Here is a 15,225-nt window from a genome sequence, read left to right as displayed (position 1 = left end):
CCGTGTTCGCCGTCCAGGCGCGGTTCCCGTCGCAGGACTCGCCGCCCGCTGACGTCCTGGTCGCACGACATGCCGTCGGCTCCGGAGTCGAGCGGCAGGTCGTGCGACCGGAACCCGGGCCGGCGGCAGTGACCCGGAACCGGACCCGCCGCCAGCGGGGGCAGCGCCCGGGAACGGCGAGACGCCGTCCTCCCGAAAAGGAGGACGGCGTCTCGGGCCGTGCGGCGTGCGACCTAGAGCGCGGCGGCGCGGGGGAACGCGGTGCGGCCGGCGTAGACGGCGGCGTCGCCCAGTTCCTCCTCGATGCGGAGCAGCTGGTTGTACTTCGCGACGCGGTCCGAACGAGCCGGGGCGCCGGTCTTGATCTGACCACCGTCGACGGCCACCGCGATGTCGGCGATGGTGGTGTCCTCGGTCTCACCCGAGCGGTGCGACAGGATCGCGGTCATGCCGTGGCGGTGTGCCAGGGAGACGGCGTCGAGGGTCTCGGTCAGCGTGCCGATCTGGTTCACCTTGACCAGGATCGAGTTGCCGGCCTGCTCGTCGATGCCCCGCTGGAGACGCTTCGGGTTCGTGACGTACAGGTCGTCGCCGACGAGCTGGAGCTTCGAGCCGAGCTCGGCGGTGAGGTGCTTCCAACCCTCCCAGTCGTCCTCGGCCAGGGCGTCCTCGATGGTGACGAGCGGGTAGTTCGCGACGAGGTCCGAGAAGTACCCGGTGAACTCCTCGCTCGAGAGCTGCTTGCCCTCGAACGCGTACTTTCCGTCGTGGAAGAACTCGGTCGCGGCGACGTCGAGGCCGAGTGCGATGTCCTTGCCGGGGGTGAAGCCGGCCTTCTCGATCGCGGCGAGCAGGAAGTCGAGCGCCGCGCGGTTCGAGGCGAGCTCGGGGGCGAAGCCGCCCTCGTCGCCCAGGCCGGTCGCCAGGCCCTGCTTCTTCAGCTCCCCCTTGAGGGCGTGGTAGGTCTCGACGCCCCAGCGCAGGGCCTCGGAGAAGCTCTCGGCGCCGTAGGGCACCAGGAAGAACTCCTGGATGTCGACGTTGGTGTCGGCGTGCGCGCCACCGTTGACGACGTTCATGAGCGGGACGGGCAGCGTGTGCGCGTTCGGGCCACCGAGGTAGCGGAACAGCGGCAGGTCGGCCGAGTCGGCTGCGGCGCGGGCGACGGCGAGGGACGCGCCGAGGATCGCGTTGGCACCCAGGCGGGACTTGTTCTCGGTGCCGTCGAGCTCGATGAGCGCGGCGTCGACGAGGCGCTGGTCGGTGGCGTCGAAGCCCTCGAGCGCCGGGCCGATCTCGTCGAGGACGGCGTCGACGGCCTTGAGGACGCCCTTGCCGCCGTAGCGGTTCGCGTCGCCGTCGCGGAGCTCGTACGCCTCGAACGCACCGGTGGAGGCACCGGACGGGACGAGCGCGCGCGAGACCACGCCGTCGTCGAGGAGGACCTCGACCTCGACCGTCGGGTTGCCTCGGGAATCGAGGACTTCGCGTGCGCCTACGGCATCGATCTGGGCCACGGGGTACTCCCTACGAGTTCGGTTGTGGTGGACAGCGGGTCGATCCTACCGAGGCGCGGTGGACGCCTCGCCGCGGATGACGTCGGGTGTGGAGGAGTTCACGCCAGCGGGCGGAACTCGACACCTTCCAGGGTCTCGGTGTCGGCGCGCACGCTGGCGAAGGCCGCGAAGCCCTGCTCGGCGAGCCCGGCGAGCAGGTTCTTGGTGTTCTTCGGCCGGCGCTCGAGGCGCACGCGGCGGTGCGACCTGAGGGCCTCGGACTTGAGCGCCGCGAGACGGATCGGGTCGACGTCCTTGTCGTACAGGAGCACGACCGCGTCGGACTCCGCCGACTCGGGCAGCGTGACGAGGTCGACGAGCCGCTCGAACCCGAGCGAGAACCCGACCGCGGGGACGTCCTGCCCGAGGAAGCGTCCGATCATGCCGTCGTAGCGACCGCCGCCGCCCAGGCTGTACCCGAAGTCCGGGTGAGCGACCTCGAAGATCGTCCCGGTGTAGTAGCCCATGCCGCGCACGAGCGTCGGGTCGAAGCGCAGGTCGACGCCGGGAAGGGCCTCGCGCAGCCGGAGCAGGTCGGCGAAGGCCTCGGCGTCGAGCCACGCCGCGCCCTCGACCGAGTCCCAGCCCGCTGCCTCGAGCGCGCGGATGGTGTCCTCGAGGCCGGGCAGGTCGGCACCGATCGTCGACCGGAGCTCGGCGGCCACGCCGTCGGCACCGATCTTGTCGAGCTTGTCGACCGTGATCAGGGCCCGGTCCGCAGAGCCGGGGTCGGTGATCCCCCACGAGGCGAGCAGCGCCAGCAGGATCCGCCGGTCGTTGATGCGGATCGTGGTGTCCGCGATGCCGAGCGCGTCGAGCGCTGCGGTGGTCGCGCGGATGAGCTCGATCTCCGCGAGCTGCCCCGGCTCGCCGAGGATGTCGATGTCGCACTGGACGAACTGCCGGTAACGCCCCTTCTGCGGACGCTCGGCACGCCAGACCGGTGCGATCTGCACGGCGCGGAACACCGACGGCAGCTCGGCACGGTGCGAGGCGTAGAAGCGGGCGAGCGGGACGGTCAGGTCGAAGCGGAGCCCGAGGTCCGCGAGGTCGAGCGGTGCACCCGCCTGCTGCAGGTCCTCGGTCGTGAGCCCGCGGCGCATCACCGCGAACGCGAGCTTCTCGTTGTCGCCACCCAGGCCCGAGTGCAGCCGTGCGGCGTCCTCGACGACGGGGGTCTCGATCTCGTCGAACCCGTGTCGCGCGTAGACGTCGCGGACGACCCCGAGGACGTGCTCGCGACGGGCCTTCTCCGCCGGGAGGAAGTCACGCATGCCACGGGGAGCCGTCACGGTCGTTGCCATGCGCCAATCCTGCCAGAGCGGGCGGCGGCGCTTGCACGCGCTGTGGCCGACTGATACTCTACATTCAGAACCTCGGTCTGGTGGTCTCCTGATCCGATCACCAGATCGTTCGCGGGGACGGTGTGCTGCAACGGCGCCCCGCGGTTCGAGCGGGTGTCCCTGTCGACGCAACTTCCCTGGTGCGTCGCACCCGCTCGCGGGCACCCTCCTTTTTCGGGTTGGGAGGGTGCCCGCTCTCTCACTCGTCTGCCCGATCCGGTCCGGATAGGAGGCACGACTCACTCCCCGACGCGCGCCTCGGTCTCCAGCCGGGTCACCGCAGCCCGCAGGCTCGCCACGACGTCGACGCCCGCCTCCCGCGCCGCCGCGACCTCGGCGAGCATCCCCCCACCCCACCGTTCGTCGACCTCGTGTCCCGACCCGCTCGCACCCGCCGATCCGTCCGCGCCCGCGCTCGCCTGCTCCGGTGCGCGCACGACGGCGGCGACGACCGTCGCGGCGTCCCCACGCTCCTCCAGGCGTTCGAGCAGCTTCACGGCACGCTCCAGCGGCGGCATCGCCCGCGGGACCCCGTCGACCACGCTCGTCCGCGCCGCCTTCTCCGCTGCCTTCGCCGCCCGCCACACGCGGACGACCTCCGCCTCGGTGTCCGCCCGCTCCGCTCCGAACACGTGGGGGTGCCGACGGACCATCTTGTCCCGGGCACCGGCGGCGACGTCCTCGAGGTCGAAGCGTCCCTCCGTCGCAGCGAGACCCGCGTGCAGGACGACCTGGTAGAGCACGTCGCCGAGTTCCTCGCGCAGTTCGTCGTCGTCCCCGGAGTCGATCGCGTCGACGAGCTCGTACGACTCCTCGACGGCGTACCGGGCGAGCGAGGCATGGGTCTGCGCGCGGTTCCACACGCAGCCGCCCTCGGGTGCGAGCAGGCGGTCGACGACTTCGACGAGGTCCGTGACGGCGGTCATGGCGCCATGCTCGCACGCAGGGCACTCCGGTACGATGGCACGTGGTGTGTCGGGAAGTCTGGTCGACGGTCACCCGCCCGTACCCGCACACCGTCGGAGATCCATGTCGGCACTCGTCCGCTCCCCCCGCTTCAGCGCCGTCGCGCTCCTGACCGCCGCCGTGCTCGGCCTGCTCGTGGCGAACTCGCCGCTCGGGCCCGGCCTCGAACGAGCCCTCGACGCGCACACGCCGTGGGGAGCGATCGGCCTCGACCTGTCGGTGTCGCACTGGATCAGCGACGGGCTGCTCGCGGTCTTCTTCCTGCTCGTCGCGATCGAGCTGAAGCAGGAGCTCCTCGACGGCGAGCTCTCGAACCCGAGGACCGCGGTCATCCCGGCGATCGCGGCCGTCGGCGGTGTGCTCGTGCCGGCCGGGATCTTCCTCCTCGTCACCTCCGGCACGCCGTACCAGCACGGCTGGCCCATCCCGACGGCGACCGACATCGCGTTCGCACTCGGCGTCCTCGCGATGTTCGGCCGGGGGCTGCCCTCGACGATCCGCGTGTTCCTCCTCGCGCTCGCGGTGCTCGACGACCTCATCGCGATCGTCATCATCGCCGTCGTCTTCGCGCACAGCACGGACTTCGTCGCACTCGCCGGCGCCGTCGTCGCGCTCGCGGTCTTCGCCGTGCTCGGTCGTCTGCTGCGCCCCGGTCGGACCGGTCAGGCGTGGATCATCGCCGCGATGGTGCTGGTCGGGCTCGTCACGTGGTGGCTCGTGTACCACTCGGGCGTGCACGCCACCATCGCCGGCGTCGCGCTCGGTCTCGTGCTGCCCCGCCGTCCGGGGCACACGCTGCACGAGGACGTCGAGCCGTGGTCGAACGCGATCGTCCTGCCGGTGTTCGCGTTCGCGTCGGCCGCGGTCGTGATCCCGGCCGTCGGCATCGGCGAGCTCTCCCCCACGTTCTGGGCCGTCGTGCTCGCGCTGCCGGTGGGCAAGGTGATCGGCATCACGCTCTTCGGCGCCGTCGCGACGCGCGTCTTCCGTGCACCGGGCCGTTCGACGCTGTCGTTCTGGTCGATCGTGACCGTCGGGGTGCTCGGCGGGATCGGCTTCACCGTCTCACTGCTCATGAACGAGCTGGCGTTCGCTCGGAACGAGGAGATCCTCGACGAGGGCGTCCTCGCCGTGCTCGTCGGCTCGGGCATCGCGATCGTGGCCTCGGCCGTCGTCGTCAGCCTGCGCGCGCGTCGCTACCGTGCGCGGCGCGAGCTCTCCGAGGCCGAGGCGACCGAGTAGCGCGCGACGCGACGGCGCTGCCGTTCCGCGCGACTGCGTCATTGCACGCGTCGATCGACGTGTGCGATGTCGCTCCGTGCGCCTACATCTGTTGCGCACGCATCGAGCGACATCGCACCTGTTGGACGACCGGTGCGATGTCGGACGACAGCGGATCCGTCGTTCCGTAGCGACGCGGACGGAACCGCACCACCGGACCGACGGGAGGCGCGGTGCCAGCCGACACCGCGCCTCCAGACAGTCACGTGGTCGCGCGTCAGCCCGCGGGCGTCTCCGCAGGCGCCTTCGAGGCCCCGTAGACCGCCGTCAGGATGCTCTCCACCCACTGGATGAGCCCGTCGTCGGGCAGCGTCTCGCCGTGCGGCTTCGGCAGCGGGATGCTCGCGGCATCCTGCTGGGGGAACCAGCGCGCGCCGGGGAACATGCGCTTCAGCCGGACCTGGGCCGAGTCGGCGAGCTCCTTGCCCGCGATCCGCAGGTTCGAGCCCATCACGACGACGTCGGACAGACCGACCTGCTGGGCCATGCGGCGGAGGCGCGAGACCTCGACCAGGGTGAGCACCGGCTGCGGGGGCTGGCCGTAGCGGTCGGTCAGCTCGTCGAGCACCATGTCGATCGCCTCGGGCTGCGCCGCCGGGGCCGAGGCCGCCGAGAGCTTCTGGTACGCCTCGAGTCGGAGCCGCTCGGACTCGACGTAGTCCTCCGGGATGTGCGCGTCGACCGGGATCTCGAGCCGGAGCTCCGTCTGCCCCTCGGCCACGTCACCGCGGAACTGGGACACGGCCTCGCCGATCATGCGCAGGTACAGGTCGAACCCGACACCGGCGATGTGGCCGGACTGCTCGCCACCGAGCAGGTTGCCGGCGCCGCGGATCTCGAGGTCCTTCATCGCGACCTGCATGCCGGCGCCGAGCTCGTTGTTCGCGGCGATGGTCTCGAGGCGGTCCTGCGCGGTCTCGGAGAGCGGCTTGTCGGCGTCGTAGAGGAAGTACGCGTACCCGCGCTCCCGACCACGACCGACACGGCCGCGCAGCTGGTGGAGCTGCGACAGTCCGTACTTGTCGGCCTTGTCGATGATGAGCGTGTTCGCGTTCGCGATGTCGAGGCCGGTCTCGACGATGGTCGTCGAGACGAGCACGTCGAACTTGCGCTCCCAGAAGTCGACCATGACCTGCTCGAGGGTGCCCTCGGACATCTGCCCGTGCGCGACCTGGATCCGGGCCTCGGGCACGATCTCGGCGAGGTGCGACGCCACCGACTGGATGTCCTTCACGCGGTTGTGCACGTAGAACACCTGGCCCTCGCGCAGGAGCTCACGCCGGATCGCGGCGGCGACCTGCAGGTCGGACTGCGGCCCGACGAACGTCAGGATCGGGTGGCGGTCCTCCGGCGGGGTCGCGAGCGTGGACATCTCGCGGATGCCCGTGACCGCCATCTCGAGGGAGCGCGGGATCGGCGTCGCGGACATCGCCAGGACGTCGACGTTCGTCTTGAGCTTCTTGAGCTGGTCCTTGTGCTCGACGCCGAAGCGCTGCTCCTCGTCGATGATGACGAGCCCGACGTCCTTGAACTGGATGTTCTGCGACAGGATGCGGTGCGTCCCGATGACGATGTCGACCGTGCCGTCGGCGAGGCCGGCGATGGTCTCCTTCGACTCCTTCTCGGTCTGGAACCGGCTCAGGGCGCGCAGGTGCACGGGGAAGCCGGCGAAGCGCTCCTGGAACGTCTCCATGTGCTGGCGCACGAGCAGTGTCGTCGGGACGAGCACGGCGACCTGCTTGCCGTCCTGGACGGCCTTGAACGCCGCGCGGATCGCCACCTCGGTCTTGCCGTAGCCGACGTCGCCGGAGAGCAGCCGGTCCATCGGGATCGGGCTCTCCATGTCGCGCTTGATCTCGTCGATGGTGGTGAGCTGGTCGGCGGTCTCCGCGAACGGGAAGGCCTCTTCCAGCTCACGCTGCCACGGGGTGTCCGGGCCGAACGCGTGCCCCTTCGACGCCATGCGCGCCGAGTACAGCTTCACCAGGTCGACGGCGATGTCGCGGACGGCCTTGCGGGCCTTCGACTTCGCCGCGGACCAGTCCGAGCCGCCCATCTTCGACAGCGTCGGGTTCTCGCCGCCGACGTAGCGGGACAGCTGGTCGAGCTGGTCGGTGGGCACGAAGAGCTTGTCGCCCGGGTAGTTCCGCTTCGACGGGGCGTACTCGAGCACGAGGTACTCGCGCTGCGTCTTCACGGCGTTGCGACCGCCGGAGCTGACCTCGCGCGAGACGAGCTCGACGAACTTGCCGATGCCGTGGGTGTTGTGCACGACGACGTCGCCCGGCTTGAGCTGCAGCGGGTCGACGACGTTCTTGCGGCGCCCGGCGAGCTTCTTCACGGTGCGTGCGCCCTGCTGCACGCTGCGGCCGTAGAACTCGGCCTCGCTCAGGACGGCGATCCGCGGGTCGGCGATCGCGAAGCCGGCCTCGACGGTGGCGGTCGTGACGATCGTCATCCCCGGCTCCGGCGGGGCGGTGAGGTCGTCGGCCCGAGCGGCGACCCCCGCGTCGGCGAGGACCTGGACCGCGCGCTCGACGAGGCCCTTGCCCTGCGCGGTGACGACCACGGCCCAGCCGTCGGCCACGAGCTGCCCGACGTGCGCCACGGCGCCGTCGGCGCTGCCCGTGAAGCTCGGGATCGACTCGGCCCGGACGCGGATGTACTCGCCGGCCTCGGCGGCCGCCTCGGCGTCGGTGAGGACGCGCTCGCGGTCGCCCTCGTCGAGTCCGGAGTCGAACGGCGTGACGGTCCACCAGGTGCGCTGCCCACGACCGTTCTTCAGCTGCTGCACGGTGAGGAAGTTGCCGGCGTCGAGGTCGATCGGCGCCTGTGCCCCGGCGACCGCAGCGCTCCAGGCCGCCTGCAGGAACTCGGTGTTCGTCTCGGCCAGGCTGTGCGCGCGGCCGGCGACCCGCTCCGGGGAGAGCACGGCGATCGTCGCGGCCTCGGGCAGGTAGCTCGTGATCGGGACGAGGTCCTGCACGAGGGCCGGCGCGAGGGACTCCATGCCCTCGACCGGGATGCCCTCGGCGATCTTCGCGAGCATCTGCGACAGGTTCGGGAACTCGTGCAGCATCTCGCGCGCACGCTGCCGCACGTCGTCGCTCAGCAGGAGTTCGCGCGAGGCCGTCAGCTCGACCGAGCCGAGGTCGTCGTCGGTGGTGCGCTGGTCGGCGACCGAGAAGGCCTTGATCGCCTCGATCTCGTCGCCGAAGAAGTCGACGCGCACCGGGTGGTCGGCCCCCGGCGGGAAGACGTCGAGGATGCCACCGCGCACCGCGAACTCGCCGCGGCGGGTGACGAGGTCGACCCGGGCGTACGCCAGGTCGACGAGCTGCGACGCGATCGCCGCGAGGTCGTTGCCGCGCGAGCCGGTGACCAGTGCGACCGGCGCGAGCGAGGTCAGGTTCCCCGCGATCGGCTGCAGCGCGGCGCGGACGCTCGCCACGACGACGGTCGTGCGGCGGTCGGCCGCGTCGGCGTCCTGCCACGCCGCGAGCTTCCGGAGCGTCGCGATGCGGGTGCCGACCGTCTGGGCACTCGGGCTCAGACGCTCGTGCGGCAGGGTCTCCCACGCGGGGAACTCGAGCACCTCGGCGTCGGGGACGGTGCAGGTGAAGGCACCGCGGACCGCCTCGGCCTCGCGCCCGGTGGCGGTGACGACGAAGAGGCACTGGGGACCGTTGCGCTCGGCGAGCAGGGCACCGAGCAGCGGGACGCGCAGGCCGTCGACGACGGAGAAGTCCGCGTCACGCCCGGCAGCGCGGAGGACGCGATCGAACGCGGAGGCGCGCGAGAGCGCAGGGATGATGCCCGAGATCGTCACTCAGACGATGGTACCGGCGGCGTCCGACACCCGCCCCGGCGTGCGCGGGCGGCGAACACGGGTCAGCTCCGGCGACGACGCGCGTGACGGCCGAGGAGCAGACCGCCCGCGACGAGGGCCGCGGCGGTGACGACCGCGGGCAGGACCGGGCCGGTGCCGGTCCAGGCGAGGGACCCCTGCTGCCCCTCGGCCGGAGCGTCGGACAGCGGTGCGTCGGTCACCGGTGCGTCGGTCAGCGGTCGGCCGGGAGGCGCGGTGTCGTCACCGGGTACCGCCGCCGTCATCGAGGGGGTCGCCTCCGGTCCCGGGGCCGTCGTCGGCGCAGCCGTCGGCTCCATCGTCGACTCGGGCACCGGCAGACCCGTCGGCGCGCTCGTCGGCTCAGCCGTCGGTCCGCTCGTCGGTCCGGCCGTCGGTCCGCTCGTCGCCACGATCGTCGGCTCAGCAGTCGGTCCGCTCGTCGGTCCGGCCGTCGGGTCGCTCGTCGGCATGCTCGTCGGGTCCCTCGTCGGCTCAGCCGTCGGCATGCTCGTGGGCGCGCTCGTCGGCTCCGCCGTCGGTCCGTCCGTCGGCTCAGCCGTCGGCTCGCTCGTCGGCTCGGACGTCGGCTCGACGGTCGGCTCGGACGTCGGTGCGCTCGTCGGCTCGGCCGTCGGTCCGACCGTCGGCTCCGCGGTCGTCGGCGTGGGGCCGGGGACCACCACGGCGCGACCCGACGACGCGGCCGTCACGACGCGCTGCCGGTTGTAGTCCGCCACGACGAGGCTCCGTCCGGGCCCGACCGACACCGCCGTCGGGTTCACCAGCGGCGAGCCGTCCGGTGCGCTCGAGAAGGCTTGCGTCCACGCACCTCCGGCCAGCGCCCAGACCGCTCCGCCCCCGTTGTCCACCACGAAGACGTCACCGTCGTCGACGGCGACTCCCCGGGGCCGGGTCTGCGCATCGCCCGGGAACCCGAGCGATGTCACCGCGCCCGAGGAGCGGTCGACCTGCCACACCTGGTCGGCGCCGGCGTCGGACACCGTGAGCGTCCCGCCGTCGTCGGACAGCGCGACACCGCTCGGGTCCGTCCACGGACCGGACACCGCCGTCCAGGACCCGCTCCCGAGCTCGGTCGTGAACAAGGCGCCGCTGCCGGGGACCGCGGCCCAGACGGTCGAACCGGCGACGGCGAGCTCCGACACCGCACGTCGTGTCGGCGGAGCGGTCCGCGAGAGGACGGTGCCGTCCGCGTCGAGGACGGTGACGGACGGGCGGCCCGCCTCGGCCACGAGGATCCGGCCGTCGCTGGTGGTGGTCACCGCCGACGGGTTCCACATGTCGCCCGGCCCGGTACCGAACGGTGCGACCACGCTCCACCGGCCGTCGACCGCCCGCCGCAGCAGCCCGTTCGCCGAGAAGTCGGCCACGAGCAGCGCACCGTCGGCCTCGTGGTGGACGTCGTTCGGCGCGCCGAAGGTCGAGGCGACCGGAGGCGCGGAGGACTCGGCGGCCGACGGCGTCCAGGTCTCCGTCGCCGCGACGGCACCGTCCTGCGTGAGGAGCGACCCGATGCCCACGGCGATCACCACGATCGCGGCCGGGACGACGGCGACCACCGTCCGGAGCCCGCCCGTCCGTCGTGCTCGGTGCGCTGCTCGTCCCACGGTCGTCCCCCCTCGTCGTCGGGGATGGTCCCCCGTGGCGAACGTACCGATCACCGGGGTACGTGAGAGTCCCCCAGTTCGGGGACCGGACGCCTTCCGGACAGCGACGAGGCGGACGCGGGGCGCGCCTCCAGGCCGAGAGGGGGGTGCGGAGCGCCCGCGCGACGTGCTCGACGGGTCAGGACGGGGCGTGCACGCGCTGCTGCGCGGCGAGGAGGCCGAGCTCCGCGATCGCCTCGACGGCGTCGGCGCCGTCGGCGAGCAGGTTCGGCAGTGTCTTCTTCTCGGTCGGCGAGAAGTCACGGAGCACGTAGTCGGCGGGGTCCTGGCGTCCAGGGGGTCGGCCGATGCCGATCCGCACCCGGGTGAACTCGTTCGTGCCGGTCGCCTTGATGATGTCGCGGAGCCCGTTGTGGCCGCCGTGCCCGCCGCTGCCCTTGAGGCGGACGGTGTCGTACGGCAGGTCGAGCTCGTCGTGCACGACGATCAGGTCCTCCGGGGTCGCGCTGTAGAACCCGAGCACGCTTGAGACCGGGCCACCGGAGGTGTTCATGAAGGATCCCGGCTTCGCCAGGACCAGCTTCGGTCCGCCGGGCACCAGGCGCCCCTCGGCGACCTGGTTCGGCGTCTTGTGCTTCTTGAACGTCGCTCCCATGCGGGCAGCGAGTTCGTCGAGGACCATCTGGCCGACGTTGTGACGGTTCCCCGCGTAGCCGGGCCCGGGGTTCCCGAGCCCGACCACGACGAGGGTCGTTCCTGTCATCAGCGTCGGCCAGACGATCCGCGAGCGGGGTGTTACTCGGAGTCGACCGGGGCGGAGCCGCCCTCGGCACCAGCCTCGGCGCCAGCCTCGGCAGCGGCCTCGTCGGCAGCGTCGTCGTCAGCCGTGCCACGCGGGGTGACGATCTGGACGACGAGCGCCTCGGCGTCGGTCTCGAGCTCGGCGCCCGACGGCAGCTGCAGCTGCGACGCCAGGACCTGAGCGCCGTCCTCGAGGCCCTCGACGTCGACGGTCACGTGCTCCGGGATGTCGGTCGCCTCGACGAGGAGCGAGACCGAAGCGAGGTCCTGGACGTGGATCGTGCCGGAGAAGGACTCGCCCTCGACGACGACGGGGACGTCGACGGTGACCTTCTCGCCACGGCGCACGACGACGAGGTCGATGTGCTCGATGATCTGGCGCACCGGGTCGCGCTGGACGTCCTTGACGAGGGCGAGCTGCGCCGCACCCTCGATGTCGAGGTCGACGACCGCGTTCGCGGTACGGACGAGCAGCATGGTCTCGTGACCCGGGAGGGTGATGTGCTGCGGCTCGGTGCCGTGGCCGTAGACGACCGCGGGGATCTTGTCGGCGGCGCGGAGCTTGCGCGCAGCGCCCTTGCCGAACTTGGTGCGGGTCTCCGCTGCGAGCTTGGTGTAGTCGGCCATGGTGCCTCCTGGTGTCGGGGTCGACGCCGGGGTGCCGGCATCGGGGGGTCTGTGGTGTTGCAACTCGAACGCGTGCACGCGTGAGGAACGCTCCCAGGACTGGGCCGGGTCTCCCTACCGCGTCGATCACGGCCGCGCGCAGCGCGGCCCTCGCCGAAGTCGGTTTGTGAGTCTAGCAGGGGACGTCGGGCGTGTCGCACCGGCCCCAGCGACCCACGTCGGAGGGGGAGGCCCGTGGCGGTACCGCCACGTGCCTCCCGTCCGTCCCTGCTCGCGGTCGCGGGCCGGTCCCCCCAGGACCACCTGCCCACGACCGCGGGTCTGTCGGCGAGGCGCGTCAGTCGACGCCCTCGGGTGCCTCCGGAGCCAGCTGCTCGATCGTCGTCGCGACGCGCTCGGCGACGGCGAGCTGGTCGGGGCGGGCCGCGGCCAGCGCGGCGGCGTCGGTGGCGGTCACGTGGAGGAGCCGGGACCACTGCGCGTCGTAGAGCGCCGCACGGTACCCGGACGTCTCCTGGCAGGACAGGTCCTGCTCGGCGAGGGCGATCTCGGCCTTCGTGACCTCGCCCTCGCGGAAGCTCAGGCCGTGGTCCATCAGCATCGACTGCGACGGCAGGTCGCTCGGCGCAGCGGGCAGGTCGACCAGACCGGCGGTGCCCATGCATCGGTGCCACGCGCCCGTCGTCGCCGTGACCGAGGGGTCTCGCCGGGCGTCGACGGCGGCGAGGAAGGTGAGCCGCTCGGCGACCTCGGTGGCCTGCTCGACACGGCGACCGTCCGTCCCGAGCGCCTCGCGAGCACGACGCCAGCAGGCGTCGACGGCCTTCCCGGGTGCTGCCGCGATCGCCGCCGCGCGGTCGGGCGAGCCGGCCCACGACCGCCGCGCCGCGACGTTCGCGCCGATGGTCGAACTCGCGTGGTAGCCGCGGCGTTCGACCAGGGCGGGCAGCAGCGGCTTCGTCGTCGCGAGCGCCGGTGCGGTGTTGCCACGGACCGCCGGGTCGTCCGCCTCGCTCACGGCCTGCAGTCCCGACACGGTCGCCCACGGCGGAGTCCCGTCGATGCCGAGCCGTTCGAGGCACGGTCCCGCGACGAGCTCCTCGGCGTAGGACGTCTCGTCGGCCGGTGGCTGCACGTACCCGTCGAGCGGCATCGACCACGTGTCGGTGTCCCGCTCAACGGTCGGCCGGACCGCGTGGTCGGCGGGCTCCGGAAGGCTGTGCAGGACCGCTCCCCCGAGGCCCGCGAGGACGAGGACGAAGGCGCCGGACTTCGCGGCGCGCTGGGTGATGCGCATGTTGTTCCCCCTAGGCGCGGACGAGGCCGCGTTCGTGTGCCGTGATGACGACCTGGATCCGGTTCCGGAGTCCGAGCTTCGTCAGCACGGCGCGGACGTGCGTCTTGACCGTGGCCTCACTGAGGAAGACGGTCGCGGCGATCTCCTGGTTGCTGAGGCCCTTCGCGACGAGCAGGAACACCTCGCGCTCGCGGGCGGTGAGGACGTCGAGCACCTCGTCCGGGCGCGGGGTCTCGACGAGCGTCCCGTCGGCGCGGAGCAGCTCGAGGGCCTCGGTCTCGGTCGGCGCCGGGCGGCCCTCGTGCACGTCGCGGATCGTGGCGAGCACGACCTCGGGCAGCGCGTCCTTCGTCAGGAACGCAGCAGCGCCGGCTCGCAGGGCGGCGAGCACGGCCTCGTCACGACGGATCGTGGTCAGGACCACGACCCGCGGTCGGTCGCCGCCACGATCGGCCAGGCGTGCGGTGGTCTCGATGCCGTTCAGCACGGGCATGCGGAGGTCCAGGAGCAGGACGTCGGGTTCCTCGTCGCTGCAGAGTTCGAGCGCTGCGACACCGTCGGCTGCCGTGCCGACGCAGGTCATGTCGTCCTGGGCCTCGACGAGCATCCGCATGCCGGAGGCGAAGAGGTGCTGGTCGTCGACCACGGCGACGCGGATCGTGGTCACCGGGCGTCCTCGGTGGGTACCCAGCCGGTCACGACGAACTCGTCGGGGTCGTCACCCCGACCGGCGCGGAGCCACCCTCCGGCGAGCCGCGCGCGCTCCCGCATGCCCTCGATGCCCGAACCCGCGCCGTCGAGGTGCACCAGGGGTTCGTCGCCCCGCGAGGTGACCACGATGCCGAGCCCGGGTCCGCGCCAGTCGAGCACGACCAGGGCCGAGGCCGTCCGACCCTGGTGCTTCAGGACGTTCGTCAGGCTCTCCTGCACGATGCGGTGCACCGCGCCCCCGGTCGCCGTGCCGACGGTCGTCGGTTCGCCGTGCTGCTCGAACGACGCCTGCATGCCGAGCTCGCACATGTCCTCCACCAGGTCCGGGACGTCCGTGAGGCCGTGCACCGCCGCCGGTCCGGTGCCCTGGATCCGCTCGACCAGCGCGCGCACGTCGCCGAGGGCGCTCCGGCTCACGTCGGCGATGTCGCGCAGGGTCGTGGCAGCGGGTGCACCGGGGCCGGCGATCGCCGCGGCGCCCTGGGCCTGCGAGACGACCACCGCGAGCGAGTGTGCGAGCGAGTCGTGCACGTCGCGGGCGATCCGGGCGCGTTCCTGCTCCGCCCGGAGTTCGGCGGTCGTGACCTCGGTCTCCCGTTCGGCTGCGACGACGCGGGTCCGGGCGAGGGTGGTGCGCCAGGCTGCGCCGATCGCGACACCGACGGCCCATGCGATCCCGCTCGCACCGGCGATCGCCAGCGACAGGAGCACGAGGTCGCTGCGCGTCCCGGAGTGCGTCCCGGTCCAGCTCCCCCACACGTCGGGGTCGGCGACCGTCGGCACCGCCATCGCCCAGGCGGCGGCGACGCTCGCGACACCGAGCACGGGGACGGCGAGCCAGCGGAGCAGCCCCGAGCGACCGGCGCCGACCACGGCGACGACGATCGCGATCGCCAGGTACTCCGGCCACGTCGTGGCCCGCGGCCGGTCGAGCAGGTGCAGTGCCTGCAGGACCGGCACGACCACCACGAGGCCGAGCGCCGTCGCCGGCATCCACTCCGCCAGGCCGATCGCGACGGCGAACGCGGCGACGACGAGCACGTGGCCGGTCAGGTCGGAGCGTCCGGCCTCGGCGACGATCCAGAGCACCAGGTACACGGCGCCGACGACGGGGGGCAGCAGGTGCCGGGCTCGGCGTCGCACGAAGGAGGTCATGTCGGCGAGCGTA

The 15,225-nt window shown here is 72.3% G+C and carries 11 protein-coding genes; 1 reads left to right on the top strand and 10 read right to left on the bottom strand.

Annotated elements, in window-relative coordinates; translation table 11 throughout:
- Window positions 1-233 precede the first annotated feature (233 nt).
- The 3 genes from eno to LCG91_RS03765 all read right to left on the bottom strand — a co-directional run bounded on the left by eno (window position 234) and on the right by LCG91_RS03765 (window position 3,825).
- On the bottom strand, window positions 234-1,517 hold the full coding sequence (eno, locus tag LCG91_RS03775; protein ID WP_058728084.1) for a phosphopyruvate hydratase: 1,284 nt from the start codon (window positions 1,515-1,517) through the stop codon (window positions 234-236).
- Between the two features lie 98 nt (window positions 1,518-1,615).
- Window positions 1,616-2,860, bottom strand: a complete 1,245-nt coding sequence (hisS, locus tag LCG91_RS03770) for a histidine--tRNA ligase (RefSeq protein ID WP_224442547.1) — start codon at window positions 2,858-2,860, stop codon at window positions 1,616-1,618.
- Window positions 2,861-3,138: 278 nt separating this feature from the next.
- The gene (locus LCG91_RS03765; RefSeq protein ID WP_224442546.1) at window positions 3,139-3,825 is read right to left on the bottom strand and encodes a MazG family protein; all 687 of its coding nucleotides are present in this window, start codon (window positions 3,823-3,825) and stop codon (window positions 3,139-3,141) included.
- Window positions 3,826-3,928: 103 nt separating this feature from the next.
- Here LCG91_RS03765 and nhaA point away from each other — a divergent pair, with 103 nt between their 5' ends.
- Window positions 3,929-5,107, top strand: coding sequence for a Na+/H+ antiporter NhaA (nhaA, locus tag LCG91_RS03760; RefSeq protein WP_224442545.1), 1,179 nt, complete (start codon window positions 3,929-3,931; stop codon window positions 5,105-5,107).
- 256 nt (window positions 5,108-5,363) lie between these two features.
- Here the strand turns inward: nhaA and mfd are convergent, their stop codons facing one another.
- The 7 genes from mfd to LCG91_RS03725 form a co-directional block, all read right to left on the bottom strand.
- On the bottom strand, window positions 5,364-8,975 hold the full coding sequence (gene mfd / locus LCG91_RS03755) for a transcription-repair coupling factor (RefSeq protein ID WP_224442544.1): 3,612 nt from the start codon (window positions 8,973-8,975) through the stop codon (window positions 5,364-5,366).
- Between the two features lie 62 nt (window positions 8,976-9,037).
- On the bottom strand, window positions 9,038-10,621 hold the full coding sequence (locus LCG91_RS03750; RefSeq protein WP_224442543.1) for a PT domain-containing protein: 1,584 nt from the start codon (window positions 10,619-10,621) through the stop codon (window positions 9,038-9,040).
- Window positions 10,622-10,799: 178 nt separating this feature from the next.
- Window positions 10,800-11,384, bottom strand: coding sequence for an aminoacyl-tRNA hydrolase (gene pth / locus LCG91_RS03745; RefSeq protein ID WP_058730119.1), 585 nt, complete (start codon window positions 11,382-11,384; stop codon window positions 10,800-10,802).
- A 32-nt stretch (window positions 11,385-11,416) separates the two neighbouring features.
- The gene (locus LCG91_RS03740; RefSeq protein ID WP_058730120.1) at window positions 11,417-12,049 is read right to left on the bottom strand and encodes a 50S ribosomal protein L25/general stress protein Ctc; all 633 of its coding nucleotides are present in this window, start codon (window positions 12,047-12,049) and stop codon (window positions 11,417-11,419) included.
- Between the two features lie 337 nt (window positions 12,050-12,386).
- Window positions 12,387-13,346 carry a hypothetical protein gene (locus tag LCG91_RS03735; RefSeq protein ID WP_224442542.1) on the bottom strand — a complete coding sequence of 320 codons (960 nt, stop codon included), beginning with the start codon at window positions 13,344-13,346 and terminating at the stop codon, window positions 12,387-12,389.
- Between the two features lie 10 nt (window positions 13,347-13,356).
- Window positions 13,357-14,013, bottom strand: a complete 657-nt coding sequence (locus LCG91_RS03730; RefSeq protein ID WP_224442541.1) for a response regulator transcription factor — start codon at window positions 14,011-14,013, stop codon at window positions 13,357-13,359.
- Window positions 14,010-15,212, bottom strand: coding sequence for a sensor histidine kinase (locus tag LCG91_RS03725; RefSeq protein WP_224442540.1), 1,203 nt, complete (start codon window positions 15,210-15,212; stop codon window positions 14,010-14,012). Before LCG91_RS03725 ends, LCG91_RS03730 begins: the two co-directional genes overlap by 4 nt.
- Window positions 15,213-15,225: the final 13 nt, after the last annotated feature.

This window comes from Curtobacterium sp. TXMA1 (assembly GCF_020162095.1).
Lineage (GTDB): Bacteria > Actinomycetota > Actinomycetes > Actinomycetales > Microbacteriaceae > Curtobacterium.
This window is presented reverse-complemented; position numbering and strand designations above follow the sequence as displayed.